General features: G+C 43.0%; 20 protein-coding genes. 4 read left to right on the forward strand and 16 right to left on the reverse strand.

Features of this window, described 5'->3' with window-relative positions; translation table 11 throughout:
• Window positions 1–198 precede the first annotated feature (198 nt).
• Together pnp and rpsO are read right to left on the reverse strand one after the other, a co-directional pair.
• Window positions 199–2,316, reverse strand: a complete 2,118-nt coding sequence (pnp, locus tag IGI96_RS04785; RefSeq protein ID WP_005231801.1) for a polyribonucleotide nucleotidyltransferase — start codon at window positions 2,314–2,316, stop codon at window positions 199–201.
• 470 nt (window positions 2,317–2,786) lie between these two features.
• Window positions 2,787–3,056, reverse strand: a complete 270-nt coding sequence (gene rpsO / locus IGI96_RS04790) for a 30S ribosomal protein S15 (RefSeq protein ID WP_005228072.1) — start codon at window positions 3,054–3,056, stop codon at window positions 2,787–2,789.
• Window positions 3,057–3,272: 216 nt separating this feature from the next.
• Here rpsO and IGI96_RS04795 point away from each other — a divergent pair, with 216 nt between their 5' ends.
• On the forward strand, window positions 3,273–4,133 hold the full coding sequence (locus IGI96_RS04795) for a MurR/RpiR family transcriptional regulator (protein ID WP_005228070.1): 861 nt from the start codon (window positions 3,273–3,275) through the stop codon (window positions 4,131–4,133).
• 226 nt (window positions 4,134–4,359) lie between these two features.
• Here the strand turns inward: IGI96_RS04795 and IGI96_RS04800 are convergent, their stop codons facing one another.
• The 5 genes from IGI96_RS04800 to IGI96_RS04820 all read right to left on the reverse strand — a co-directional run bounded on the left by IGI96_RS04800 (window position 4,360) and on the right by IGI96_RS04820 (window position 8,967).
• Entirely contained in the window at window positions 4,360–5,670 is a 1,311-nt protein-coding gene (locus IGI96_RS04800) for a family 20 glycosylhydrolase (RefSeq protein ID WP_086337855.1), read from the reverse strand.
• Between the two features lie 322 nt (window positions 5,671–5,992).
• Complete coding sequence (locus tag IGI96_RS04805) at window positions 5,993–6,532, reverse strand: flavodoxin domain-containing protein (protein ID WP_086337854.1); 540 nt, start codon at window positions 6,530–6,532, stop codon at window positions 5,993–5,995.
• Window positions 6,533–6,565: 33 nt separating this feature from the next.
• Window positions 6,566–7,135, reverse strand: coding sequence for a TetR/AcrR family transcriptional regulator (locus IGI96_RS04810; RefSeq protein ID WP_086337853.1), 570 nt, complete (start codon window positions 7,133–7,135; stop codon window positions 6,566–6,568).
• Between the two features lie 281 nt (window positions 7,136–7,416).
• Window positions 7,417–8,598 carry an AI-2E family transporter gene (locus tag IGI96_RS04815; protein WP_005228027.1) on the reverse strand — a complete coding sequence of 394 codons (1,182 nt, stop codon included), beginning with the start codon at window positions 8,596–8,598 and terminating at the stop codon, window positions 7,417–7,419.
• Between the two features lie 15 nt (window positions 8,599–8,613).
• Window positions 8,614–8,967 (reverse strand): PTS glucitol/sorbitol transporter subunit IIA, encoded by a 354-nt coding sequence (locus tag IGI96_RS04820; protein WP_005228025.1) that lies wholly within the window; start codon window positions 8,965–8,967, stop codon window positions 8,614–8,616.
• A gap of 118 nt (window positions 8,968–9,085) precedes the next feature.
• On the opposite strand from IGI96_RS04820, the gene IGI96_RS04825 reads away from it, so the two are divergent.
• Genes IGI96_RS04825 through IGI96_RS04835 form a run of 3 tightly spaced genes read left to right on the forward strand, consistent with a single transcriptional unit; the run spans window position 9,086 to window position 10,673 of the window.
• Entirely contained in the window at window positions 9,086–10,108 is a 1,023-nt protein-coding gene (locus IGI96_RS04825) for a lactonase family protein (protein WP_060791538.1), read from the forward strand.
• Window positions 10,109–10,127: 19 nt separating this feature from the next.
• Window positions 10,128–10,478, forward strand: a complete 351-nt coding sequence (locus IGI96_RS04830) for a hypothetical protein (RefSeq protein WP_005233740.1) — start codon at window positions 10,128–10,130, stop codon at window positions 10,476–10,478.
• Window positions 10,479–10,511: 33 nt separating this feature from the next.
• Window positions 10,512–10,673, forward strand: a complete 162-nt coding sequence (locus tag IGI96_RS04835; RefSeq protein ID WP_005228019.1) for a hypothetical protein — start codon at window positions 10,512–10,514, stop codon at window positions 10,671–10,673.
• A 43-nt stretch (window positions 10,674–10,716) separates the two neighbouring features.
• On the opposite strand, the gene IGI96_RS04840 is transcribed toward IGI96_RS04835, so the two are convergent.
• The 9 genes from IGI96_RS04840 to IGI96_RS04880 all read right to left on the reverse strand — a co-directional run bounded on the left by IGI96_RS04840 (window position 10,717) and on the right by IGI96_RS04880 (window position 23,535).
• Window positions 10,717–12,264 carry a bifunctional metallophosphatase/5'-nucleotidase gene (locus IGI96_RS04840; RefSeq protein ID WP_086337852.1) on the reverse strand — a complete coding sequence of 516 codons (1,548 nt, stop codon included), beginning with the start codon at window positions 12,262–12,264 and terminating at the stop codon, window positions 10,717–10,719.
• Window positions 12,265–12,440: 176 nt separating this feature from the next.
• Window positions 12,441–13,724, reverse strand: a complete 1,284-nt coding sequence (locus IGI96_RS04845; protein ID WP_086337851.1) for an ABC transporter substrate-binding protein — start codon at window positions 13,722–13,724, stop codon at window positions 12,441–12,443.
• 16 nt (window positions 13,725–13,740) lie between these two features.
• On the reverse strand, window positions 13,741–15,033 hold the full coding sequence (locus IGI96_RS04850; protein WP_086337850.1) for an MBL fold metallo-hydrolase: 1,293 nt from the start codon (window positions 15,031–15,033) through the stop codon (window positions 13,741–13,743).
• Window positions 15,017–15,835: a carbohydrate ABC transporter permease gene (locus IGI96_RS04855; protein WP_438784902.1), complete on the reverse strand. Its 819-nt coding sequence runs from the start codon at window positions 15,833–15,835 to the stop codon at window positions 15,017–15,019. The genes IGI96_RS04850 and IGI96_RS04855 overlap by 17 nt, the downstream gene beginning before the upstream one ends.
• Window positions 15,836–15,839: 4 nt before the next feature.
• Window positions 15,840–16,721, reverse strand: a complete 882-nt coding sequence (locus tag IGI96_RS04860; RefSeq protein ID WP_005228014.1) for a carbohydrate ABC transporter permease — start codon at window positions 16,719–16,721, stop codon at window positions 15,840–15,842.
• Window positions 16,721–17,794: an ABC transporter ATP-binding protein gene (locus IGI96_RS04865; RefSeq protein ID WP_005228012.1), complete on the reverse strand. Its 1,074-nt coding sequence runs from the start codon at window positions 17,792–17,794 to the stop codon at window positions 16,721–16,723. The genes IGI96_RS04860 and IGI96_RS04865 overlap by 1 nt, the downstream gene beginning before the upstream one ends.
• Window positions 17,795–18,268: 474 nt before the next feature.
• Window positions 18,269–19,762, reverse strand: coding sequence for a ribosomal protection-like ABC-F family protein (gene abc-f / locus IGI96_RS04870; protein WP_086337849.1), 1,494 nt, complete (start codon window positions 19,760–19,762; stop codon window positions 18,269–18,271).
• Between the two features lie 495 nt (window positions 19,763–20,257).
• The gene (locus tag IGI96_RS04875) at window positions 20,258–20,686 is read right to left on the reverse strand and encodes a hypothetical protein (protein WP_005228008.1); all 429 of its coding nucleotides are present in this window, start codon (window positions 20,684–20,686) and stop codon (window positions 20,258–20,260) included.
• Between the two features lie 170 nt (window positions 20,687–20,856).
• On the reverse strand, window positions 20,857–23,535 hold the full coding sequence (locus IGI96_RS04880; protein WP_005228006.1) for a cation-translocating P-type ATPase: 2,679 nt from the start codon (window positions 23,533–23,535) through the stop codon (window positions 20,857–20,859).
• Window positions 23,536–23,755 lie beyond the last annotated feature (220 nt).

Raw genomic sequence — 23,755 nt, forward strand, 5'->3', positions numbered from 1 at the left:
ATCCTAAATAAGATGCGTTTGACATCTTAGAATTATTGCTTGCATGGCAAAGACAATATTCTGAATTATCTCTTATTTTTCGCGGTAACGCAAAAAATAACTCCTGTCAAGTAAGACCCTCTTGAAGAGCAGTTACTTAGACACAAAAAAAGCAAAGTCCAGTTTCCTAGACTTTGCTTATGATTTAGAAGTAGCAGCTTATTTTTTCTCTGCTTTGTCTTCGTTCAATAGTGCTTTTCTTGAAAGGTTCACACGACCTTGTTTGTCGATTTCTGTAACCTTCACTAAGATTTCGTCGCCTTCTTTGACAACGTCTTCCACTTTGTTGACCCGTTCGTTCGCAAGTTGTGAAATATGAACTAAGCCGTCTTTGCCTTTGATCAAGTTGACAAACGCACCAAATTTTTCAATACGGACAACTTTCCCAAGGTACACTTCGCCAACTTTTACTTCTTTCGTCAATTCTTCAATGATCTTGATGGCTTTTTGGATCATTTCTGCATCAGCAGAAGCAATCGAAACTTTTCCGTCTTGATCGATATCGATTTTCACGCCAGTTTCATCAATGATGCCATTGATGGTGTCGCCGCCTTTACCGATTACATCTTTGATCTTCGCAGGATCGATTTGGATCATTTCGATCTTCGGTGCGTATTGGCTTAACTCTTCACGAGGAGCAGCCAATGTTGATGTCAATTCATTTAAGATTTCCATCCGCGCTTTTTTCGCTTGATCTAATGCTTCTGTCAAGATTTGTTCAGTGATTCCTTGGATCTTGATATCCATTTGTAACGCAGTGATCCCATCTTTGGTTCCAGCAACTTTAAAGTCCATATCGCCAAGGTGATCTTCTAAGCCTTGGATATCAGTTAAGATCGTGTAGTTTTCACCATCAGATACAAGTCCCATTGCGATACCTGCAACTGGTGCTTTGATTGGCACCCCTGCATCCATCAACGCTAAGGTTCCTGCACAAATACTTGCTTGAGAAGAAGAACCATTTGATTCTAATACTTCTGCAACTAGACGGATTGTGTAAGGGAAGTCTGTTTCATCAGGAATCACTTGTGCTAAAGCACGTTCGCCTAATGCACCATGACCGATTTCACGACGTCCTGGTGAGCCAGCACGACCAGTCGAACCAACAGAAAATTGAGGGAAGTTGTAATGGTGGATGAATCGTTTTGATTCTTCAACCCCTAATCCATCAATGATTTGGTGTTCACCTAAAGGTGCTAACGTACAAGCAGACAATGCTTGAGTTTGTCCCCGAGTAAATAGACCAGAACCATGAACACGTGGCAATAAGCCAACTTCTGATGCCAATGGACGGATTTCGTCTAATTGACGGCCATCCGGACGAATCTTGTCGATGGTGATCAATTCGCGAACCACATCTTTTTCAAGATCTTCTGCGATTTGTTTCACTTCTTTCAAGAATTGTGCTTCCTCTTCATGTCCAGCAAATTTTTCTGCATATACTTCTTTCACTGTGTCTTTGACTTTATCGATCTCGTCTTCACGAGCCAATTTTTCTTCCGTCATAACAGCAGTTTTCATTGTTTGGTAGTAGCCGTCGAAAATTTCTTTTTTCAAGTCAGCATCTACTTGTAACAATTTGACTTCCATTTTTGGTTTGCCCACAGCTGCGACAACTTCTTCTTGGAAGGCAACCAATTCTTTGATAGCATCAAAACCGAATAATAACGCACCTAACATGTCTTCTTCAGAAACTTCTTTCGCTCCTGATTCAACCATGTTGATGGCTTTTTTCGTTCCAGCTACTGTCAATTCGATATCGGTTTGTTCTGCTTGTTCTACTGTTGGATTCAAGACGTATTCGCCATTGACCCGACCGACATCGACACCAGCGATCGGTCCGTCAAACGGGATATCTGAAATAGATAACGCTAAAGAAGAACCTAACATTGCTGCCATTGCAGGCGTACAATCTTGTTCAACACTCATTACGATGTTTGTAACTTGTACTTCGTTACGGAAGCCTTCCGCAAACATTGGACGGATCGGACGGTCGATCAAGCGGGCAGTCAAGGTTGCTTCCGTACTTGGACGTCCTTCGCGTTTGATAAAGCCACCAGGTACTTTCCCTACGGCATACATTTTTTCTTCGTAATTGATCGTTAATGGGAAAAAGTCGGTATCTTTTGCTTCCTTAGATGCAACCGCTGCACTTAGGACAACCGTATCGCCATAACGAACCAATACAGCTCCGTTTGCTTGCTTGGCTAATTGGCCAACTTCTACTTCTAATGGGCGGCCGCCCCAAGTTGTTTTAAATACTTGTTTTTCTGTCATGTTCTGCTCCTTTTCATCGGATCCCAGCAAGTCACTACTAAACAAATGAAAAAATCGGAATGTCGTTCCGCTGCTTTCATTTGGTTAGTAGGATGCTGCTTACAAGGACCCAAAATTCTTTTTGGCTGCGCTTTTTGATTCACCAGTCAAAAGGCCGCTATTTCGGTGTTTCACTTTTTAGATGGCTCAAGCTTACCTGTCAGACTGCATCAGCTGTTTTAGCCGACAATGCAGTCGCAGTGATTCCGCTGCTTGGTTACTACGCTCGCTGCTCTCGCCTAGTAGGTTTCATCATCTGCTCTGTGCGGCTTGCGCCGCTCAGTCGCAGTGATTCCGCTGCTTGGTCACTACGCTCGCTGCTCTCGCCTAGTACTATTCATCATCTGCTCTGTGCGGCTTGCGCCGCCCAGTCGCAGTGATTCATAGCAAAAAAGTGAGATTCGGGTTGAACCTCACTTTTCTTTGTTTGATTAACGACGTAATCCTAAAGCTTGGATTAATTCGCGGTAACGTTGTACGTCTTTTTGACGTAGGTAAGCTAATAAGTTACGACGATGTCCAACTTTTTTCATCAACCCACGGTATGAATGGTGGTCTTTTTTGTGCATACGTGCATGTTCGTTCAAATGGTTGATTTCTTCTGTTAAAACAGCGATTTGAACTTCTGGAGAACCAGTATCTCCTTCATGACGTGCAAATTTGTTGATGATTTCGTTTTTGCGTTCTTTTGAAATTGCCATGTTTTTCACCTCTTTTTCTTTTTCCCCTGCGACTGAGTAAAACGTTGGTGATTCGTTAAACCAAGTAACAGGTACTGTGCTTTTCACACGTAATTACTTTACTTGATTCTAAGTAAAAAAGCAAGTTTATCTACCTATTCTTTTCGTTTCTTTTGAAAGCTCCTCCAAAACTTATGTTATACTTAGGATACTACTCTATCTAAAGGAAGTGTAAGGATGAGCGTTCTTTCCCGAATCGAGAGCATGAAAAATGAATTATCGCTTTCTGAGAAGAAACTCTTCGCATTCATGGAGGCCAATCCTGAAAAAGTGCCGTCGATGACTGCGAGTCAATTAGCAGAAGCCACTGGGATCAGTGCACCAACCGTTGTACGTTTTGCGAAAAAAACCGGCTTTGCTAGTTTGACAGATTTAAAAATACAATTATCTGCCGAATCCGGCTTGCGCCACAATGCCAATGAGCATTTAGGTTATGCCGATGTTGAATTAAACGAGCCCTTTCATGCCATCACCTCAAAATTGAGCCACAATGCCCAGGTGACCATGAATGAGACGGCCCAATTATTAGAAGAACAGCTGATGTTGGCTGCCGCTGAACTGATCGCGACTCGTGAACGCATTTTTGTCTGCGGAATCGGTGCTTCCTCATTGATCGCACAAGATATCCAACAAAAATGGACTCGTTTAGGCAAGATCGTCGTGTTTGAAAATGACTACAATCTCTTGTTGCCGCAACTTGTCAAAAACGAGAAAAAAAGTCTGGTCTGGGTCATTTCCAACAGTGGACACACGCCTGAGATGGTTCACTTAGCCGAAATCGCTAAAAATCTTGGCGTTCCGATCCTGTCACTCACCCGCTTTGGTAGCAATCCGTTGACGAAGTTGGCGGATGTTCCCCTGCAAGTGTCCCGTTCCAAAGAAGCCAACCAGCGGAGTGCCGCTACCAATTCAATCATCGCCCACCTATTAGCGGTCGATGTCCTTTTCTATGTCTTTTTAAGTAAAAATGAAAAGCTGGCACGCAATATCTACGCGTCACGCCAAGCCATCGCTGATTTTCGTGAGAAGTATTTGTAAAATGTTAGGGAGCTATAGCCTCCTACTCTTTATTAAAGCGATGACTCTACCCATTGATGAAACGTTTTTTACCAATCAAAGACAAGAGGCTGAATGTCATCAGCCTCTATTTTTTATGCTAAGCAATGATCCCCGTTGTAGAATGAACTGGACGTTGCATTCATTCTTACTCTGTCTCGCTAGATAAAATCCGCTCCTGTTTTCTCCTTGCTCGCGACTACTTTCCTCATTGCCCCTCCTCCAAATACGAGACTACCCACGAATCAAATAGTTTTTGATACGCAGCTTTTGGGCGGTCTTTTTCTTGATACACCTTTTGTGCGATGGCCGCTTGGAGCCAAAAAATCGCTTGGATCACTTCACGACTAGTCTGAGCCTCAGGTACATCCGCCCAGACGGATAAAGCGATCGCCTGTGTTTGGGCAAGCTGTTCCTGTGCAACTTGTTGTCCATTGGCAAACGTCGTCAACTGGAATTCATTGCTGATTTTTTCGTAGGTTGGATAAGTATAGCCTGCCGCTTCTCCTAAGACATAATAGAAAAAATTATCATTGTGATTGATCATTGTATAGCCTTTTTCAAAAAAGACATCTGCCGGCGCCATATTCTGGTTCCACCGGGTCCAATAGGAGATTTGGCAATTCTCCGTCAATGTTGTCTGCTCTTGGCGATTCAAGCGGTAAAATCCATCATTCCAGACCCGCACAACAAAGCCGAGACTTTCAACAAAGGCCGCCAGCTCATTGACATAATCAATAAAGACTTCGATTCCACTTGCTTTTTCCCCATAGCGCTCGCGGGCTGCTTCGATCATTTGCGGAAAGTTTTCTAAATGATCAAAATCAATAAACTCATCGGCACCAATATGAAAATAGGTGCTGTCTTCAAACAGTTGCGCATATTCCCGATAAACTTCCTGAATAAAAGCTACCGCTTCTGAATCCAAAATGTTCAGTGCTCGATCATCACGCGTACCATCGGCTGTCGGTAATTGCCACTCGGGTTTTTGAGCCAACACTTGCCGCAAATGACCGGGAGAATCAAAGTCCGGAATGATGGCAATGCGATGTTCGTGGGCATATGCGATCAATTCACGGATCTCTTGTTTGGTCAAATACTCCTCCGAAACGATTTCTGGAAATTGCTCTGATTCAATGCGAAATCCTTCATTTTCGGAAAAGTGTAGCTGTAGATGGGTAAACTGGAAACAAGCCATACTACGAACGACAGCTTTTAAATCCATCAAGGAGTAAAATTTGCGACCAATATCGATCATTAAGCAACGTTCGGGGATAGCCGCCGTATAAGAACCTTCCCGCAACTGATCAGTAAAGAAATCTCGCCAGTATTTCGTTGTAGCAGGATAGACCTTCTCAGGAGTTGAGACAATAATCCGTTGCTTTTCAAAACGGAAATCTGCATCAAGTGATGGCCTGAGAACGATTTGGGGTTGGTGGTCTGGCATTTGCCAGCCCATTGTTGCAAAAATAGCGGTTGCTTTTTTATAATCTACGAATTCATTGTGTGCTTCATTCATCTTCGTTTCTCCCAGTACAATTAATAATTTGTTCCCTTTTATGAAGGTTCCTTTCTATCATAACACCTGATTATAAGAACGTTTTCATTTTGAGAGATTTCTTAATAAGTACTAATCAGAAAAGCCGGTCCTGTGTATGTTGGTTAATTGCCTATTCAAACGATCATCCCAGTAAAGCCAACAATTCTCATGTAGTTGTCGATCGATTCGTTATAACTTTTCTGGAAGGATGTGAATGGGAAAAAGAGCCAGCTTCCCAATGATGATTCTCTCCCCTACACTACTACAAAAGAAAAATCAGCTGAGCTGCAATTGGCCTTTACTATTGAAACAGTCCCTGCTCCAAATAATCCACCAACGGACCCAAGTACTTTTTATCTGTCCAATCACAATCTTGTCCGTTGGCTTCCATGAGCGCCTTCATCTGCGGATCATAGGTGTTAGGCGCTTTCTTAGCCGCAGCTTTTCTTAACATTTTCACTAAGTTTCGATCAAAGAAATTCATTTTGCTTTCCTGCCATTGTCCTCTGCCGTAAAAAAGGGGGATGTCTTTTAGCGGACCCGTGAGATTCTGTTCTCTGAGTTTTTTCACAACATCTTCTTCAGGAGCAGAGGCTCCCGCACAAAAGATAAGTATCTCTTTGTCTTTTAGCTGGTTGGTATTCTTTTTTAAAAAGGACAGTCCAGCAATACCCGAAGCATAGATTCCCCCACAGAAGATAATTGTGTCATAATCCATTACTTCAGCTATTTTCGCTTTTGGGGTTTCTAGGCTGGAAAAACCTGTTGCATCTTGAAGCCAGTGGACATACTTTTTGACAGCGCCGTATTTCGATTGATAAACAATCATGCCGTTTTTCATGGGGGAACTCCTCTCTGCAGTTAGGACTGCACCTTATGGTTTTGTGCCAGCTATTGCTTGTTCTAAAAACGTTTCGTACGCTTTTTCCTGTTGTGCATAGATTTCATCTAGTGGAATACCGGGTGTCGTTACTGAGAAAATCGTACCGATTCCGATCGTGTAAATGAGCATATGCATGTGTAGCTGTTTGGCGGTTTCTATACTGATAGTCAAATCGACGGCAATCCTTTGGGCTACTTGAGGATTCGTCTCCAACTGATACAGATCTTCTAATGACGAAACATTCGCTCTTTTTTGTAAGACAAAAATACTCAAAATATGGGGTTCTTCTTTCGCCAATTGCAAATACGCGTGTCCGGTACTGCGAAACAGATCCTGGGGGTCGCTATGGGCTTCTAGATACGCTTGTAAAAATTGCCGTGCTTTCTGCTCTACTTCTGTTCGCAGGCCCTCCATATTGGTGCAGTAACTATAAATGGGCTGGACTGAACAGCCTAACTTCTCGGCAATGTTCTTGACGATCACTTGCTCCATACCGCCTTTTCGTGCAATCTCAAAGGCGGCATCAACCACCATTTCCTTTGTTATTCGTTGTTTCGGCATTCATTGCCCTCCTTAAGCACAAGTTTCGTTATATAAACTCTTTATATAAATCGATTATATTCTTTAGTTCCTTCGAAGTCAATTGGATCCAAGCCACTATCCCTCGCTCTTTCTATTGAATAAAGAGCTGTCGCTTTCTCACAAATCATCGTTCATAGGGTGTAAATCTTCCGTTACTTTCCAATGATTGCTGGCTCTTTTATCCGCATAAAAAAGGTACAGCCCACAGAAAAAGGCTGTACCGTAGATAATACGTATGGGCTCTTTTACACTCGAAGCTGCTACACTTCTGGGGTGTCCTCTGGTGGCGCTTCGGGGATCGGTTCTTCCTCTTCATACAAGGAGGAAACCCGCGTATACCATTCAAACACATGGGTAATGACCACTTTAGCTGCCGCATACACAGGAATCCCTAAAATGACCCCAACAAGGCCAAACAGTTTTCCTGAAGTCAAGAGGACTAACAGGATCGTGACAGGATGAATCGACAACTCGTTTCCTAGAACTAATGGCGAAATCAAGCGGCCTTCAATGGTCTGCTCAATGACAAAGACGATCAGCACTTGGATCAGTAACACGGGTCCACCGACGATTCCTAAAAAGACCGCAGGGATCATGGCCAAAAAAGATCCTAAATAAGGGATCAAATTTAGAAATCCCGCTGCGATCCCCAGTGTGATGGCATAATCTAAGCCAATGATACTAAACCCGATCATAAACATCACTGCGACCGCAAACGCCACCGTCAATTGTCCCCGAATATAGGAGGATACTTGATCGTTCATCTCTTTTAAGACGACCAGTGATGGCTGGCGCATTTTGGTTGGCAGAAATTTAACAAAATAAGGGGCTAGTTTACGGCCATCTTTCAGTAGGTAGAACAAAATAAATGGCATGGTAATGACCGCTAAAACGATCGTTGCAACGGCGCCGAAGAAACTGCCTAGATTTTGAATCGTGCTGCGGGAAAGGTTTTGGACGATATCCGTCAAAGAAGAAATCAGCTTCTCATTGGAGGCTTCGATCTGCTCTTGGACTTGTGAGAAGATTGGATCAGAGAGGATCTCATTCACCTTATTCTCGATGATCGTCAAGTAGCCTGGCAAATTATCCGCAAAGCTCATGGATTGCTCTTGGATCTTAGGGATGATCACCACCACACCCCAGACGATCAGACCAACCACTAAAATAAAGAGACCAAAAATACTGTAGATTCGTTTGATTCCCTTGCGTTCTAAGTAGTCGACGGTGGGGTTCATCAAGTAATACAAGATCCCCGCCAAAATGATTGGCAATCCGACGATGGCTAAAAATTGCCAGACGGGTTCAAACAAATACGACACTTTCGTAAAGAGCAGCAAAATCAAGAGAATCAATAAAATGACCAGCAAGCTGGTCACTGCTTGATTGTTTAAAAACCATTTCCAAAACCAGGAATGCGGCTTTTTCTGCGTTTCTTTCATGACATTCTTTGCCTCCTAGTCGTACGTCACCTGCATGCCGACTTCTAGTTTCGGCAGAACAGTTGGCGTTAAATAAATCGCACTTGAAAGCTGATCTTCAGCCGGCACTTCGTCAAAGACAAAGGTCACATGCTGGATCGTTTGCAGGATTTGGTTTACGACCGTCCCTACATATTGGACTTGATAGGTCTGATCACCAAAAGTGATCTGGTCCCCTTTTGTGACGACTAACGCTTGCGAATCAGGAATCGTTTGAATGACTGAATATTCTCGCAGTGTGTCGGTCGCTTCTTCCCCAAAAAAGATGATCATTCTTTCTTGCGAATCGATCGCTTGTGGACCGATTTCTTTGATCGTCCCTTTTTTCATATGACAAACTCCCCTTTCTATCTTCTTGTTTATTATAACATAAAGAGTTTTTCTACCCGCCCAAAACCGCATTCTATGGTAGAATTAAATAGGAATGAAACTATTAGGAGGTTTTTTTATGTTGCAAACGATTTATTTAGGTACGTACACTCGTCGCGAAAGTAAAGGGATCTATTCGATCGCTTTAGATACGGAAAAAGGAACACTGACCGATTTGACCTTATGCGCGGAAGAAAAAAGTCCGACTTATCTTGCCCGCAGTAAAAAAGAAGCAGTTTACAGCGTCACAGAAGTAGATGGCAACGGCGGCGCAGCTGCTTATACCCCAGACTTTACCTTGCTGAATACCGCAACGGAAGAAGGCGCACCACTTTGCTATGTAGCAGTTGATGAAACCCGTCAGCTTTTATATGGTGCCAACTACCATAAAGGTGAAGTGAATGTTTATAAAATTCTAGAGGATGGCAGCATCGAAGCAACGGACAGCATCTACCATGATGAACCCGTCGGCTCTCATGAAAACCAAGACAAACCTCATGTCCACTATACTGACTTAACACCAGACCAACGTTTAGCAGTTTGTGACCTTGGAACAGACCGGGTATATACTTATGATATTTCAGAAGATGGCAAACTGACAGAAGTTTCCGTTTACGTGGCAGAAGACGGAACTGGTCCACGTCATTTGGTCTTCCATCCAAATAACCAATACGCTTACTTAGTGGGCGAATTAGACAGCTCATTGACTGTTTTACGCTACAATGAAGCAGATGGCAGTTTTGAGAAAATCCAAAAGGTGCCAACGATCCCTGCGGACTTTACGGATTTCAACAGTGGCGCTGCGGTACGTATCTCGAACGATGGCCGTTTTGTTTACAGCTCAAATCGCGGCCATAATTCAATCGCTGTTTTTGAAGTAACCGATGAAGGCGCTGGCCTGACTTTTGTTCAATCAATCTCGACTGAAGGCGACTTCCCTCGCGATTTCGATTTGGACCCGACAAACGATTATCTCGTTTGTGCCAACCAAAATTCTGATAACCTAACGTTATACAAACGCGATGAAGCCACTGGCAAATTGACTGTCTTAGAAAAAGACATCTACGCACCAGAATGTGTCTGCGTCTTATTCAAAAAATAAAGTTTTGGAGGATTCCCCCATGTTTGATAAAACACCAAAGGAACTTGTGCTCAAAGATTTTTCTAATATCTACAATAAATGTCAATCAACCTTTGAACTAGTGACGAGCCGCAAATACAATGAATCATTGGTCCTATTAACGACTGCAGAAACGTATGCGATCGCTGAAAAAGCCTATATTCGCTGCGATACTGCCAAAGAGCTGCAAACAGCGGAAGTCATTGCTTTCTTTGATGCTTTTGAGATCTATTATTTTGAATTAAAACAAGTCCTTTTTCATGATGACGATGATTTTGTTTCTTTAAAAAATCGTTTAGAAAAAATGAAAGACACTTACGAAGCATTGACAGCCTCATTTCATTTGTTATGATGAAATCAAATCAAATGTGAAAAAGGTGACGTTATGAACCAAGAACAAGTGTTGGATCGTTTACGAGAAGAATTGGCCATGCCGTTTTTCGAAGCAAAACTAGAAGACAAAGAGTATTCCGAAGAAGACTATCAACAAGTCAAAGCGGATTTGGTAAAATACTTTGATGACTATGTACGCAATGTAGAAAATTAAGAAACAGCCTGCGATGATTCCTTCATCGCAGGCTGTTTTACTGTTATAACGTCACTAGAAAGTTTTGATTCGTCGTAGCTTCGATTTGAGGATGCTGTTTTAAATAGTCAGCAATCAGTTCCGTCATATCGACTTGAATCTCACGAACGATTTTTTCGGCAGAAAACATGGCGTAGTTGCCACCACCTACTGCACGGTATTGGTTAATGACGATCTCTAATTCTTGATCCATCGCAATGGCTTTTTCTTCAAAGTCCAAGCGGGTGATTCGCTGACCGACGGGTTGACTAAGATCGATCGTATACTCGATGCCTTCATACATATCGTAGTTATAATATTGCGGTTTTGGCTCAATAAAAGCAGGATTGAAGACGATCTGACCGTCAACAACGGCTAAATAATCCGCCGTTTGTTCTAAAGCGGCTTTTAATTCGGCACCTGTTATTTTGACTACAGCTAACGTATTTGGGTAAATATAATTAGTGATCACATCTCGCATCGTGATGGTTGCGCCAAAGCCTTTGCCTTCATTGTTGAAAAGAGCAGTACCAGAAATTTTGGCGCCGCTGGCAGCCATCTGAACATGATTGATGAATTCAATATAAGGATGCTCTTTCAAGCGTGCCCCCATCGGATCGGTGATTCGCATATCCCCACTGACTTTGCCTAACGGCTGATCTAGCCAGGTTTGTAATTCTTCTTCGATGGGTGCTAACAAAGCCAACGTCTCTTGATCTGGGACAGCATCTGCAACAGGGATCAACGCAGCCGTACTGTTTGTGACATGAACCCCTGTCTGATTTTTTTCAACCGTCAATTCGATGGCGCCGATAAAGCTTCCACGATAACCGGGCTGTACAACGGGGACACCATTGATTTTTGTGGCGATCTCACGGTGCTGGTGTCCTGTGAAGAACGCATCGATTCCTGAGACTTCCTGCAATAATTGATAGCCCTCATTTTCACCAGTCAATAATTCGGTCGGTTCTCCAGTGACTAAATCACGCTCGAAGCCGCCATGGTAGCTGACGACAACGATATCGGCTTGTTCTCTTAAGTAAGGCACATAGTTTTTCGCTGTCTCAACGATGCTGACAAACTGCATCCCGCGAATCGTCGCAGGCTGTTCCCAATGAGGAATATATGGCGTCACCATTCCTAAGATCGCGATCTTTACCCCTTCTTTTTCAATGATGGTATAAGCTTGGCCAAAGAATGGTTCTCCCGCTTCATTTAAAATATTCGCTGCGAGTACTGGTGTTTGGTAGCTGGCGATCGCTTCTTGCAAATAAGGCAGACCGTAGTTGAACTCATGATTGCCTAAGACATGGACATCAACGTCCAGGTGGTTGACGACAGCGGTCAATGCGGCAACGGAGTGCTGGCTTTTGGCGATGTAATAGCTTAAGGGCGAGCCTTGGATAAAGTCGCCATTTTCGATCGTTACGACCGGTCCGGTGGCTGCTTGACGTAGCTCTTTCATTTTGGTAGCAACTTTTGCCACGCCGAATCCTTGTTCCGTGTCATCGGCAAAATTGGTTGGATAGACATAGCCATGCATATCGCTCGTTTCTAAAAACGTGATTTTCATTCAAAAGACTCCTTTTCCCATCAATAGACCAAAAGGGCATGCGCATAAGTCAAAAACCCTCGAAAGCCAGCATTTTCTGCTTCCTTGTGTCTTCAAACCTTATGGCACAAACCCTTTTGTCTTTCATTCTCAGGTGTTTCCCTGATTATACCCTATTTTGACGAAGAAATTCAGAATTATTGGTTCCAAGCATCTTCTAATTGTGGTTTCGCGTTTTCAATCAATTGATCGACATCTTGATCTGTATTAGACAAAATGTTTTCCATGATTGAACGCATTTCATTGTAAGCAGGATCAGCATTTTCAATCACTGGGATCGAGAACAATTCTTTGGTTGCATCTTCTAATTTGGCAGCGACTTTTGTTCCAGGATTGTTTTTGTATTCATCGCTTTCCAAAACAGATTCAACAACTGGCATGTAGCCGGTATCGATCGCCCATGTTTTTTGCGCTTCTGGCGAAGTTAGGTATTTCATGTATTCAAAAGCAGCGGTGCGTTGCTCTGGTGTTGCGCTGTTGAACATATACAAGTCAGTTCCTTGTTGCAAGTTGATTGGTTCTGGACGAGCTGCTACGTCATATTCAAATTTGCCTTCGGTATCTTTTTTAACAAAGCCTTCCCCTGCGATTGAGCCGACATACATTGCGACTTGCTCATTGGCAAATGGTCCAGACAAGTATTGATCAGAACCAGCGATTCGGAAGTAGCCGTCTTTGACACCATCTAGGTAGTAGTTGATGACTTCTTTTGATTCATCGCTGTCTAATTGCAAGTCTTTGTCAAAATCAACGCCTTGATTTTTCATTGCGATGGCATAGTAGTTGTTTAATGAGTCAAAACCAGCACCTACGACTTCACCGTTTGATTTTTCATAGATTTCTTGAGAAGCTTCTTTTAATTCTTCAAGGTTTGTTGGTACGTCAATACCATACTCGTCTAACATGTCTGCATTGTAAAACAGCATTTCTGTAGATTTGTTGAAAGGAATCCCGTATTGCACGCCGTCGATTTGTGCACCATCTAAAAGGGCACTGCGGATCTCTTCTTGGTCACCCCAACCGATAGTATCATCGTTGATGTATTCGCCAAGGTCAACTAGCATGTCATCTTGGGCAGCATTCCATAACCAACCAGGATATGCTTGGGTGATAGTTGGCAGATCTTTTGGTGAAGGCAAGGTTGAATTTACCTTTGCTTGCAGATCAGAGTAGCTTGATTGATTTTGCAATTCGATCTTGATGTTTGGATTTTCGTCCATGAATTGCTCGGTCAATTTCGTCAATGATTCTTCTTGCGCACCATTCATTGCATGCCAAAAGGTGACAGTCGTATCTTCGCTTAGTTCTGTAACGATTTCATCACTTTCGGTAGAACCAGATGAATCGTTGTTGTTTCCACAAGCCCCTAATACCAATGTCGCGGCTGCAGCTGCTGCAAATGCAAGTTTCTTTGTTTTCATTTTTTCCTCTCCTCTATCACGCTAAAATAATTTTTTCACCGCGTTGCGGCAATATTCTTTCACCATACGGATTCACCAGATTCTCTGGTTTCAGCGTATGGATTGGAACCAATCGTTGGGGCTCGATCCATGCAATGATCTGATCTAAATCAGCTGGTTTCGCATGTCCCGAGTTTGGCAAACGGACAAATTCGATCTCCAGTGCTGCCAATTGATCCAAAAAGACTTGATAAGCTGGATCAAAATCGCCTAACGGCTGCGCATCACTGTGAATATACAAACCACCCGTCTGCAAGTTTTCAAAATGCGCGACTGCTTGCCAAAGGTACTGGCTCGTGTCGGCACATAATGCCTGATAAGAAATCGCGAAGGCTGGATCGAGAGTCGCTGGTACTTGATCATCGATCGTATAGAACGGTACATCTTTATTGAAAATTTCTTTCAACAAAGCAGCTTGCGTCGCCTCTAAAACAACCGTCCGCGGCGCGGCTTCAACAAGCGCCATAAAGCGCTCGACATTGGCTGGATAGCCATTGAAAGTAATTTGTCGTTGGGGACTTTCTTTGACCAAACGCACGAAGGTCTCGATCAATTCTGTTTCACTTTCCACTGTGATCGCTTTGGGGTCCGGTTCTCTTTCTGGAAAGCTGATGCTGACCCCTTCCATCATCAATAAATCCGTGTGTTTGGCTAACTGACAGAATTCTTTGGTACGCTCTGGATGATAGCCATGCAAACGCAAATCACCGGTATAAGCGATAAAATGATCTGGCGTGCGAATCAACAAAGCTGCCGCACCGTACGCATCATGATCGACTGGAATGATCTCGACTTCGATTTCCCCGACCCGAATCACATCATGGGGTTCTAAGCCAATCAATTCACGGACAAAGCTTTTTTCTTCATGAGGAACGGGCAGCAAGAAGTCCCCTTTTTGATTCAACACTTCGAGGATCGCTTTGGTTTCCTTCAAGGTGTACATAGGAATATTTGGGTCTAAAAAGTTGATCATCTTGGAATGATCCAGATGGGCGTGGGAAAGAAAAACTGCTGTTTCTTGGTATTCTTTCGTTTCGCTTCCTTGGTACGTGTAATCTAAGCGTGGATCGTAGACATTTTTCAGTTCTGGTATCCAGCGATGCGCAACTAACGTTTGTAATTCTTCATCTGGTAAGGGTGTTTCTGGATGATACTCCGAACCGAAGTCAAAAAAGATATGGGCATCTTTGTACGCAACTTCGATGACGGTCCCTCCAATCGTTAAGATCCCGCTATGAAAGGTAATCGTCGTTTTATCCTTTGATGCCATCTTTAGCCACTCCTTTGATAATTTCTTTTCTAAAGATCAAGTAAATGATCAGAATTGGAATGACGGTCAAGGTCGCTGCCGCCATTTGTAAATGAACGTCACTGCCGCTTTCTGTGGTAAAGGCAGCCAATCCATTATTTAAGAGACGGTATTTTTTCTCATTCGTCACTAACAACGGCCATAAGAAGGAATTCCAGCTAGAGATGAAAGTCAAGATCCCGACTGTCACCAAGGCTGGTTTTGACATGGGGATCAAAATCCGCCGAATGTAAGCCAAATCGCTAGCACCGTCGATTTTGGCCGCTTTGTAAAAGGTATTGGAAATACTTTGCAAATAACCGTTTAAATAATAGATGTAAAAAATACTGGTCAGAAAGGGAATGATCAACGCACTATACGTATTCAATAAGCCCATTCGCGCAATCGTATTGTAATTGGTAAAGATGATGGATTCATATGGAACCATCAGTAAGGAGATCATCAAACCAATCACGAGACGCTTGTATTTGAATTCAAGACTCGTTAATGCAAAAGCAGCTAAAATTGCCGTGATCAGCGTCGCTATGGTAGTGACCGCTGAAACAAAGACCGTATTGAAGAAGTAGCGTAAAAACGGTGCTCGGGTAAAGACTTCCCCGTAGTTGCTCCATTGGAAAGACTCTGACATGATCGTCGGTGGAATACTGGTTGCTTCACTGTAGGTCATTAGACCAGCTAAAATCATATAGACAAAGGGAAACAGCGTGATCACTGCTAAAATTGCTAAAAACAGCATCGAAACAATCGTGACAATTTTTTTCATTCGTTTATTCGCCCACTTTCTTCAAAAGTTTATTTTGGATAAAGGTGACGAGCAAAATAATGATAAACAAGATCACGGTTGCCGCCATTGCAATCCCCGGACGTCCGGCGATATGGAATTTGTCATAAATATAAAAGACTGCCGTGGTTGCACTGCGGGCGATCCCTGGCTGTCCGCCAAACAAGGCATATACTTGAGTATAGACTTTAAAGGCACTGATCAGATTGACCGTTAACAAGAAGGCAAAAGTCGGGATCAACTGCGGAAAGGTGATTTTCCGAAAAATCTCGCCATCGGTGGCGCCAAACATTTTTGCGATTTTGTAGTGTTCTTTGTCGATGTTGCGCATTCCTGCCAACAAGATAATAATGTTGAAGGCGAGGCTCGTCCAAACGCCAAAGATGATCAAGGTCGTCATACTCATATTGACATTATCCAGCCAGTTGACTGGTGGAATGCCGACAAGACTCAACAAATAGTTGATGATCCCGTAAGAGCCATTGAAAAAGTAGCGAAACACGATCCCGATGGCAATCGTACTCGTGACATAAGGCATAAAAAAGATCGTTTCAAAAAAACTTTTGTATTTGACTTTTTCAAAAATGATCCACGCAATCGCTAAAGAAAGGATCAACGCGATCGGTACGACCGCAAAAGCAAAGAGCGCCGTATTTTGCAGTGCTCGAAAGAAGACTGGGTCCGTTAAAACCCTTTGATAGTTCTCAAGCCCAGCATACTGTTGGTTAATCAAGGTTCCTTTTTGGAAACTCATGATGAAGGAACGAAACAGCGGATATACACTGAATAAGAAAATAATGACCAATGAAGGCAGTAAAAACAGCCATGCTTTCGGTTGGTTCTCAGGGTTATAATTTTTTTTGAACATTAGTAGACCCGCTCTCCTTTTTCATCAAAGATAAAGGCTTTTTTGTAATGAAAATCAAATGACACTTGCGCGCCTTCTTCAATGATTTCTTCAATACTAACGATCGATTTCATATGTTTGTCAGCCAGATCAAAGTTCAAGATTCGTTCTCGTCCGATCAGCTCCACACTCTTGACTTCCGTTTGGAACAAACCTGCTTGCAAGGTGGTCAGCACATCTTCTGGACGAATGCCTAACGTGTATTGGCCGTCTGTTAATGGTTTCTTGAAGCGAAGGTCAGTAAAACGGTCAACTGGTACAGTGAAGGCAGGATGGATCATTTGGCCATCTTTGACTTCTACTGGCAAGATGTTGATGATTGGATTACCGATGAATTTCGCTACAAAAAGATTGTTTGGTTCTAAGTAAAGGTTTTGCGGATCATCATTTTGTTGAATGATCCCCTCGTTCATCAAGATGATCTTATCACTGATAGAAAGAGCTTCTTCTTGGTCATGGGTCACGAAGATCGTGGTGATGCCCACTTCTTTGACTAACCGACGGATCTCTTCACGGATCTTCAAGCGCAAACGGGCATCTAAGTTACTTAATGGTTCATCCAGTAGTAAGACTTCTGGACTTTGCACCAAGGCACGCGTGATCGCTACCCGTTGCTGCTGTCCGCCCGAAAGGGTTCCTGGTTTTTTCTGACTTAACTCTTCAATATTGGTCAGTTTCATGAACTTTTCAGCAATTTTCTGCGCTTCGTTTTTCTTGATCTTTTTCTCTCCGACTGTCAGTGGAAACATGACATTTTCTAAAACAGTCATATGGGGATAAAGGGCATAATTCTGAAAAACAAACCCGATATTGCGGTCTTTTGGCTCGGTCTTAACAACGGAAGAACCATTAAAGCGGATATCGCCATCGGTGGGACTCAACAACCCCGCGATCAAATTCAATATCGTCGATTTCCCACAACCACTTGGTCCCAACAAACAAACCAAATCGCCTTTTTCTATTGTAAAATCTACTGCTTTCAAGGCTTCAAACTTATTATCGAAAACCTTCTTCAACCCGACTACTTCTATCAAAACTGCCCCTCCATTTTCTCTTTTTCCTCCGAATAGTTGACTGGCATTTCAAGTCACAAAAAAAACGAACTCTTGATGTTTCGGTCAAACGCTCAAAGAAATTCGGTTTTAATCATAACAAACGAATGTTTTTATTCGATACCATTATTGTAAATGTTTTGTAAAAATCATTGGGAATTATGAAAGAATTTTTAATTAATTTACCTTTTAATGAGAAAACAATGAGCCAAACAACGCAGTTTCTAGCCAGTAAACACGAACATTTTAACGTTTTTAGAAAATTTTCATGAAAAACGGGTAAAAATTATCAATCCTTTAGTATCCATTGATGTTAACACTATTTTTACGCGACTTTTTGTCCAAAAGCACCTTTAGTAATTGTTTACTAAGACCATCAGTATTTCTTCTTTTAAAATAACAAAAAAAGGATGATTATTAAAAAAACAATCATCCTTTTTCATTCTATCCTTCGCCTCAGTCACCCGTCAGCGTCAGCAATTTCGTTGAAACTTGCTCAAGAAAATAACGGTCGTGTTCAATGATTAGCATAGAAGGCTCCACCAAATGGATCACTTCCTCTAATTGCTTCTGATTGAAGACGTCCAAATAATTTAGCGGTTCATCCCAGATAAACAATTCTGCTGGTGTCGCTAATGATTTGGCTAGTTCCACGCGTTTACGCTGCCCCATGCTCATTTGCTGGATCGGCGTTTGAAAGACAGCTCTTTCCAAGCCAAGCTTTTTTAAGTTATTTAGCAGATCTTGATAATTCAAGCCATGCTCTTGGGCAAATTCTGTCAGCATCCCACAGTTGTCCTCGTAGTTTTGTCGGACATAACTGATGGTGATTCCATGGGCTGTTTTGATCGTCCCTGTCTGCTGTCCATCGAAAGTACCTAAAATACTCGCAATCAAACTGGACTTGCCAGATCCGTTGGCCCCTTGAATCCCCAAGCGCTCTTTTTGACGGATCGCAAACGTCAGCGGTTTAAACAAAGGCTTCTCATAGCCGAGCTGAAAATGCTCTGCTTCCAGCAACACATCATGATGGCTAACAAGCGGAGTCATTTTCAGAGGATCAATCCACTCAATGTCTTTTAACAACGCAGACTTGTCTTGAATTTGATCTTCCATCCGTTTAACGATCGCTTTCGAGCGCTTCATGGTCCGTGCCGCTCGGGCACCGATCGCCCCCGTATCATAGATTGCCCCGCTGCCTTTTTTGGTCGGCGACCCTAATTTGTCCCGTTCGCGTCCTCGGGACCACTCCGCTTTCTCGGCTGCCGTCTGCTTCAAACGACCGATTTCTTTTTTCAACTTGCTGTTTTGTTCTTGCTCATACGCATCTTTTTGCTGCTTTTGCAGCTCATAGACTGAATAATTCCCTTTGTACAACACCAAGCGGCTTTTTTCGATCGCCAATACATGATCGACGACTTCATCGACAAACTGTCGATCATGGCTCACAACAATAAACCCGGTTTTTTGCTGCAAATAGCGGGCAACATGTTCGCGAGCAGTCACATCCAAATGGTTGGTTGGTTCATCGATCAAAGGAAAATTCTCTTCATCAACGAACAACCGCGCCAACAGGACTTTCGTTTGCTCTCCGCCAGATAAAGTGGCAAAGGGCCGCCAAAGAACTTCTGGATCAAGCTGCAGCAGGTTCAATTCCCGTTCCAAACGCCACTGCTCAAATTCGCCAGATTCCTGTAAAACAAAAAGCGTCAGTTGCTTATCGTCAGCGACAGGTAAGGGAAAATAAACGAATTGCTGCTCATGGGTGATCGAGCCGCTATAAGGCAATTCATTGAGCAGCAGACGCAGCAAGGTCGTTTTGCCGCGACCATTTCTGCCAATCAACCCTAATTTCCATTGTGTATCAAGGTTCAAGTTGGCATCCTCAAAAAGCAACCGTTCTTGGCTGTCAAAGCCAAAAGTTAAATGATTAATACTGATATTCGACATAAATATACCTCGTCTCTATTCACGGAATAGAGTAGACCTAAAGCTATTTTCAGAATCAGTTTTTAGAGGTACACAAAAAGATCCCCCATCGAAAAAGTCAACCAATCCTGAAAATCTGCAGACTATCCCCTTGGAGGAACAGTTTCATGCAGCTTTCAACAAATTGGTTAATTTTTCAATGGAGGATCCCTCATTTCGTTTAATAGTGCCCTAAGTATAGCATTGATCGGCAAAAAAGCGCAAGTTCAGTACCCCCTGTTGCTTTTCCTTTATATTTTATTCACAAACTAAACCCGTTATCGCTGGAAACGTTTCATTAAAAAACACTTGAAACACAAAAAAACCATCAGGTTGGTTAGTCCTGATGGCAAAAGGAGTAAAATGAAAAATAAAAAGGTTGTTGGTTGTGAATTCATTATACCTCCGATAAAAAAACTTTACATGTGAAAAACATAACAGTTAAATTAAATAACTCTTGTTTAACTTGAATGTTTATCATTTTTTTAACAATAAAGCCGTCATCCGTTGAATGGCAAAAGAAATTTCGTCGGTTGCTTCATCTTGCTTGGCTTCTGCCGCATCAAAGGCTTCTTGGTCGATTTTGTTATCGAGACTCAAAATCATCTCATCACAGCCAGCAACATATTTCATATACGCCCGCTCGAATTTTTTATGGATCCCCATCACATTCGCTGGGGGACGTAATTTGCTGATTTTTTCCAGCATCAAACGGTATTTGTCCGTGCCTTCTTTAAAAATTCTAGTAATCTCTGCTAGCCGCTCAGGTGTTACCTCGGCTTCTTTCTTCTCGTCGATCGCTTTGCGGATCTCTTCATAATTGGGATTCATTTTCTCCCCGATCGCTTCTGTTTCTTTGACAAGATCGTTGATTGTTTGTACATAAAAACCTAAGTTTGGTCGCACAGTGGGTCCCCTACTTTCTTTGTTATTATCTCCTATTTTACCGTTTCTTACTGCAAATGAAAAGGTCAAGTAACAGCCGCAGGGTTTATCGAAAATAAGCCAGCAAAAAAGGCCTGCTGCCCAGGGAGAAGGACAGCAGACCATTGATTGTTTTTCCGTTTATTTTTGGCTTATTTGCGTCCCATTGCTCGTTGGATCGCTTTGACGATCTCAACGACTGGAATGATCGCAAAGGAGGCGCCTAAAACGATGCCCCATTGATACAAGTCAAGGTGTGCAACACGGAAGATATCATTTAATCCTGGCACGATGAAGATCACCAGCATCAACGCAAAGGACAACAGGATCGCCCAGTTGAAGGCTTTGTTTCTAAATGCCCCTACTTTAAAGAGCGACTGATGGATCGATTTGACGTTGAAGGCATGGAACAACTGCATCAATCCTAACGTGGCAAAGGCCATCGTTAAGGCATCGGCATGGATCGCATCGTACGTATTGTGAACGGGCCATTGGATCGCTGACCAATAAACGAACAGCACGGTTGCCGCTTCTAAGATCCCTTGGTAGATGATACTGCTCATCACACCACCAGAGAAGAAGTTGGAACTGCGTCCCCGCGGTGCATGTTTCATTAGATCTTTTTCAGCAGGCTCCATTCCTAAAGCAATTGCTGGGAATGTATCCGTTACTAGGTTGATCCAAAGCAAGTGGATCGGCAATAGCGAGTCCCAACCCCACAAGGTTGCTAAGAACAAGGTCAAAACTTCTCCTAGGTTAGCGGCTAGCAAGTATTGAATCGCTTTTTGAATATTGGAGAAGACTTTTCGTCCTTCTTCCACTGCTACGACGATCGTAGCAAAGTTGTCATCTGCTAGGACCATATCGGAAGCACCTTTAGAAACTTCGGTACCTGTGATCCCCATGCCGACACCAATATCGGCTTGCTTCAGTGATGGTGCATCGTTGACCCCGTCACCAGTCATGGCAACGACTTTGCCTTCTTGTTGCCAAGCTTTGACGATGCGAACTTTATGTTCAGGTGATACCCGTGCATAGACTGAGTAGTTCGCTACCTTTTGGGCAAACTCTTCTTCGCTCATTTTATTGAGTTCAGCGCCAGTCAAGACGGCATCATCATCGCCCGGTTTGATGATCCCTAAACGTCCCGCAATGGCTTCAGCTGTATCGCGGTGGTCTCCGGTGATCATGATTGGACGAATCCCAGCTTCTTTGGCTAAACGTACCGCATCGGCTGCTTCTGCCCGTTCTGGGTCGATCATTCCGACTAAGCCAGCAAAGACCAAATCATTTTCGACGATTTCTGATTCTAAGTTTTCTGGTACTTGGTCTACATATTTGTAGGCCATCCCCAATACCCGCAGTGCTTGTTTTGCCATATCGGTATTGTTGAATAAGATTTTTTCTTTTTCTTCATTGGTCATCGGCAGCTCTTGGCCGTCCAATAGTACTTTTGAGGTTCTGCCTAGCAAGACATCTGGTGCGCCTTTGACAGCAACTAAATAGCGGCCGTCTTCTTGTTGGTGGATCGTACTCATAAGTTTTCGGTCAGAATCAAATGGCAGATCTGCTACCCGTGGTTCTTGATTGACAAGATCTCGCACATGGAATCCTTGATCCATCCCGAATTGCACCAATGCGGTCTCAGTCGGATCACCGATCAAGTTGCCTTCTTCACCAAATTTTGTATCATTGGCAAAGTTCATGACTTTTAATGCCATGTTGTCTAACGGAATATCTTCTGAAGCAGCATGTTGCTTGTCATTGACATACAATTTTTCCACGGTCATTTGATTCAACGTCAACGTACCAGTTTTATCAGAAGCGATAATATCGGTTGCCCCAAGGGTTTCAACCGCTGGCAATTTACGGATCACTGCATTTCGTTTCGCCATTACTTGCGTACCTAAGGCTAAGATGATCGTTACGATCGCTGGCAGCCCTTCTGGGATCGCCGCTACTGCTAATGAGATCGAAGTCAATAGCATGTCGACCCATGACGTATTGTTAAAGATCGTTCCAACAAAGAACATGATCACTGCAATGATAATGATGGCGATCGTCAGGAATTTTCCTAGTTCATTTAAGTTACGCTTCAATGGTGTTTCGGTTTCTTGGGCGCTAGCCAGCATGCCAGCGATTTTCCCAACTTCAGTTCCCATCCCTGTATTGACCACGACCCCTTTGCCGCGGCCATAGGTCACATTACTGTTTGAATATGCCATATTGACGCGATCGCCGATACCGACATCCGTCCCTTCGATGACGGTCAATTCTTTTTCGACTGGTACGGACTCACCGGTCAAAGCAGCTTCTTCAATTTTTAAAGAACTTGCTTCTAAAAGGCGTAAATCTGCCGGTACGACATCTCCAGCTTCTAATAGGACAATATCCCCCGGCACCAATTCATCGCTCTTGATGGTGACGGTATGACCATTACGCAACACATTGGCATTTGGTGTAGACATTTCTCTTAGTGCTTCGATCGCCTGCTCCGCCTTCGCCTCTTGAACGACACCCATGATCGCGTTGATAATGACAACTGCTAAAATAATAATTGAGTCCACGACTTCATGGGAAACGACTGCTGAGATAATCGCCGCCGCTAGCAAAACAATGATCATTAAATCTTTGAATTGTTCAAAGAATTTTTGTACCATCGATTTCTTTTTGCCTTCTTCTAATTCGTTGGGACCGTACTCAGATAAGCGTTTTTGTGCTTCATCGTTCGTTAATCCATTGGCATCTGTTTGCATTTCTTCCAGAACATGCTGCGCTTCTTGCGCATAAAACGCCTGCGATAGCTGTTCCTTTTTGTTTTCTTCTGACATGTTTCTCCTCCTTTTATATTTACTCTTCCTTTATTGTACATGATATGAAAAAAAATAGACTTATGTATGCACTGTCTAAGCATACATAAGTCTCACTGTTTAAGACAGCACCAGAAATTTCTTTCAGGATGGTGATACTGCCGCAGATAAAATCCGCCAATTACTCCCTCATGTTCATGTCAATAACCTACATTATACAAAAACTTTTCAGGTCTGGCAA

Source organism: Enterococcus sp. DIV0421, from assembly GCF_051713745.1.
Lineage (GTDB): Bacteria > Bacillota > Bacilli > Lactobacillales > Enterococcaceae > Enterococcus_D > Enterococcus_D casseliflavus.

What these genes read in the sequence shown, in the direction of transcription:
- pnp (WP_005231801.1), bottom strand. Translation starts at nt 2,316, where the DNA reads ATGACAGAAAAACAAGTATTTAAAACAACTTGGGGCGGCCGCCCATTA.
- rpsO (WP_005228072.1), bottom strand. Translation starts at nt 3,056, where the DNA reads ATGGCAATTTCAAAAGAACGCAAAAACGAAATCATCAACAAATTTGCA.
- IGI96_RS04795 (WP_005228070.1), top strand. Translation starts at nt 3,273, where the DNA reads ATGAGCGTTCTTTCCCGAATCGAGAGCATGAAAAATGAATTATCGCTT.
- IGI96_RS04800 (WP_086337855.1), bottom strand. Translation starts at nt 5,670, where the DNA reads ATGAATGAAGCACACAATGAATTCGTAGATTATAAAAAAGCAACCGCT.
- IGI96_RS04805 (WP_086337854.1), bottom strand. Translation starts at nt 6,532, where the DNA reads ATGAAAAACGGCATGATTGTTTATCAATCGAAATACGGCGCTGTCAAA.
- IGI96_RS04810 (WP_086337853.1), bottom strand. Translation starts at nt 7,135, where the DNA reads ATGCCGAAACAACGAATAACAAAGGAAATGGTGGTTGATGCCGCCTTT.
- IGI96_RS04815 (WP_005228027.1), bottom strand. Translation starts at nt 8,598, where the DNA reads ATGAAAGAAACGCAGAAAAAGCCGCATTCCTGGTTTTGGAAATGGTTT.
- IGI96_RS04820 (WP_005228025.1), bottom strand. Translation starts at nt 8,967, where the DNA reads ATGAAAAAAGGGACGATCAAAGAAATCGGTCCACAAGCGATCGATTCG.
- IGI96_RS04825 (WP_060791538.1), top strand. Translation starts at nt 9,086, where the DNA reads ATGTTGCAAACGATTTATTTAGGTACGTACACTCGTCGCGAAAGTAAA.
- IGI96_RS04830 (WP_005233740.1), top strand. Translation starts at nt 10,128, where the DNA reads ATGTTTGATAAAACACCAAAGGAACTTGTGCTCAAAGATTTTTCTAAT.
- IGI96_RS04835 (WP_005228019.1), top strand. Translation starts at nt 10,512, where the DNA reads ATGAACCAAGAACAAGTGTTGGATCGTTTACGAGAAGAATTGGCCATG.
- IGI96_RS04840 (WP_086337852.1), bottom strand. Translation starts at nt 12,264, where the DNA reads ATGAAAATCACGTTTTTAGAAACGAGCGATATGCATGGCTATGTCTAT.
- IGI96_RS04845 (WP_086337851.1), bottom strand. Translation starts at nt 13,724, where the DNA reads ATGAAAACAAAGAAACTTGCATTTGCAGCAGCTGCAGCCGCGACATTG.
- IGI96_RS04850 (WP_086337850.1), bottom strand. Translation starts at nt 15,033, where the DNA reads ATGGCATCAAAGGATAAAACGACGATTACCTTTCATAGCGGGATCTTA.
- IGI96_RS04855 (WP_438784902.1), bottom strand. Translation starts at nt 15,835, where the DNA reads ATGAAAAAAATTGTCACGATTGTTTCGATGCTGTTTTTAGCAATTTTA.
- IGI96_RS04860 (WP_005228014.1), bottom strand. Translation starts at nt 16,721, where the DNA reads ATGTTCAAAAAAAATTATAACCCTGAGAACCAACCGAAAGCATGGCTG.
- abc-f (WP_086337849.1), bottom strand. Translation starts at nt 19,762, where the DNA reads ATGTCGAATATCAGTATTAATCATTTAACTTTTGGCTTTGACAGCCAA.
- IGI96_RS04880 (WP_005228006.1), bottom strand. Translation starts at nt 23,535, where the DNA reads ATGTCAGAAGAAAACAAAAAGGAACAGCTATCGCAGGCGTTTTATGCG.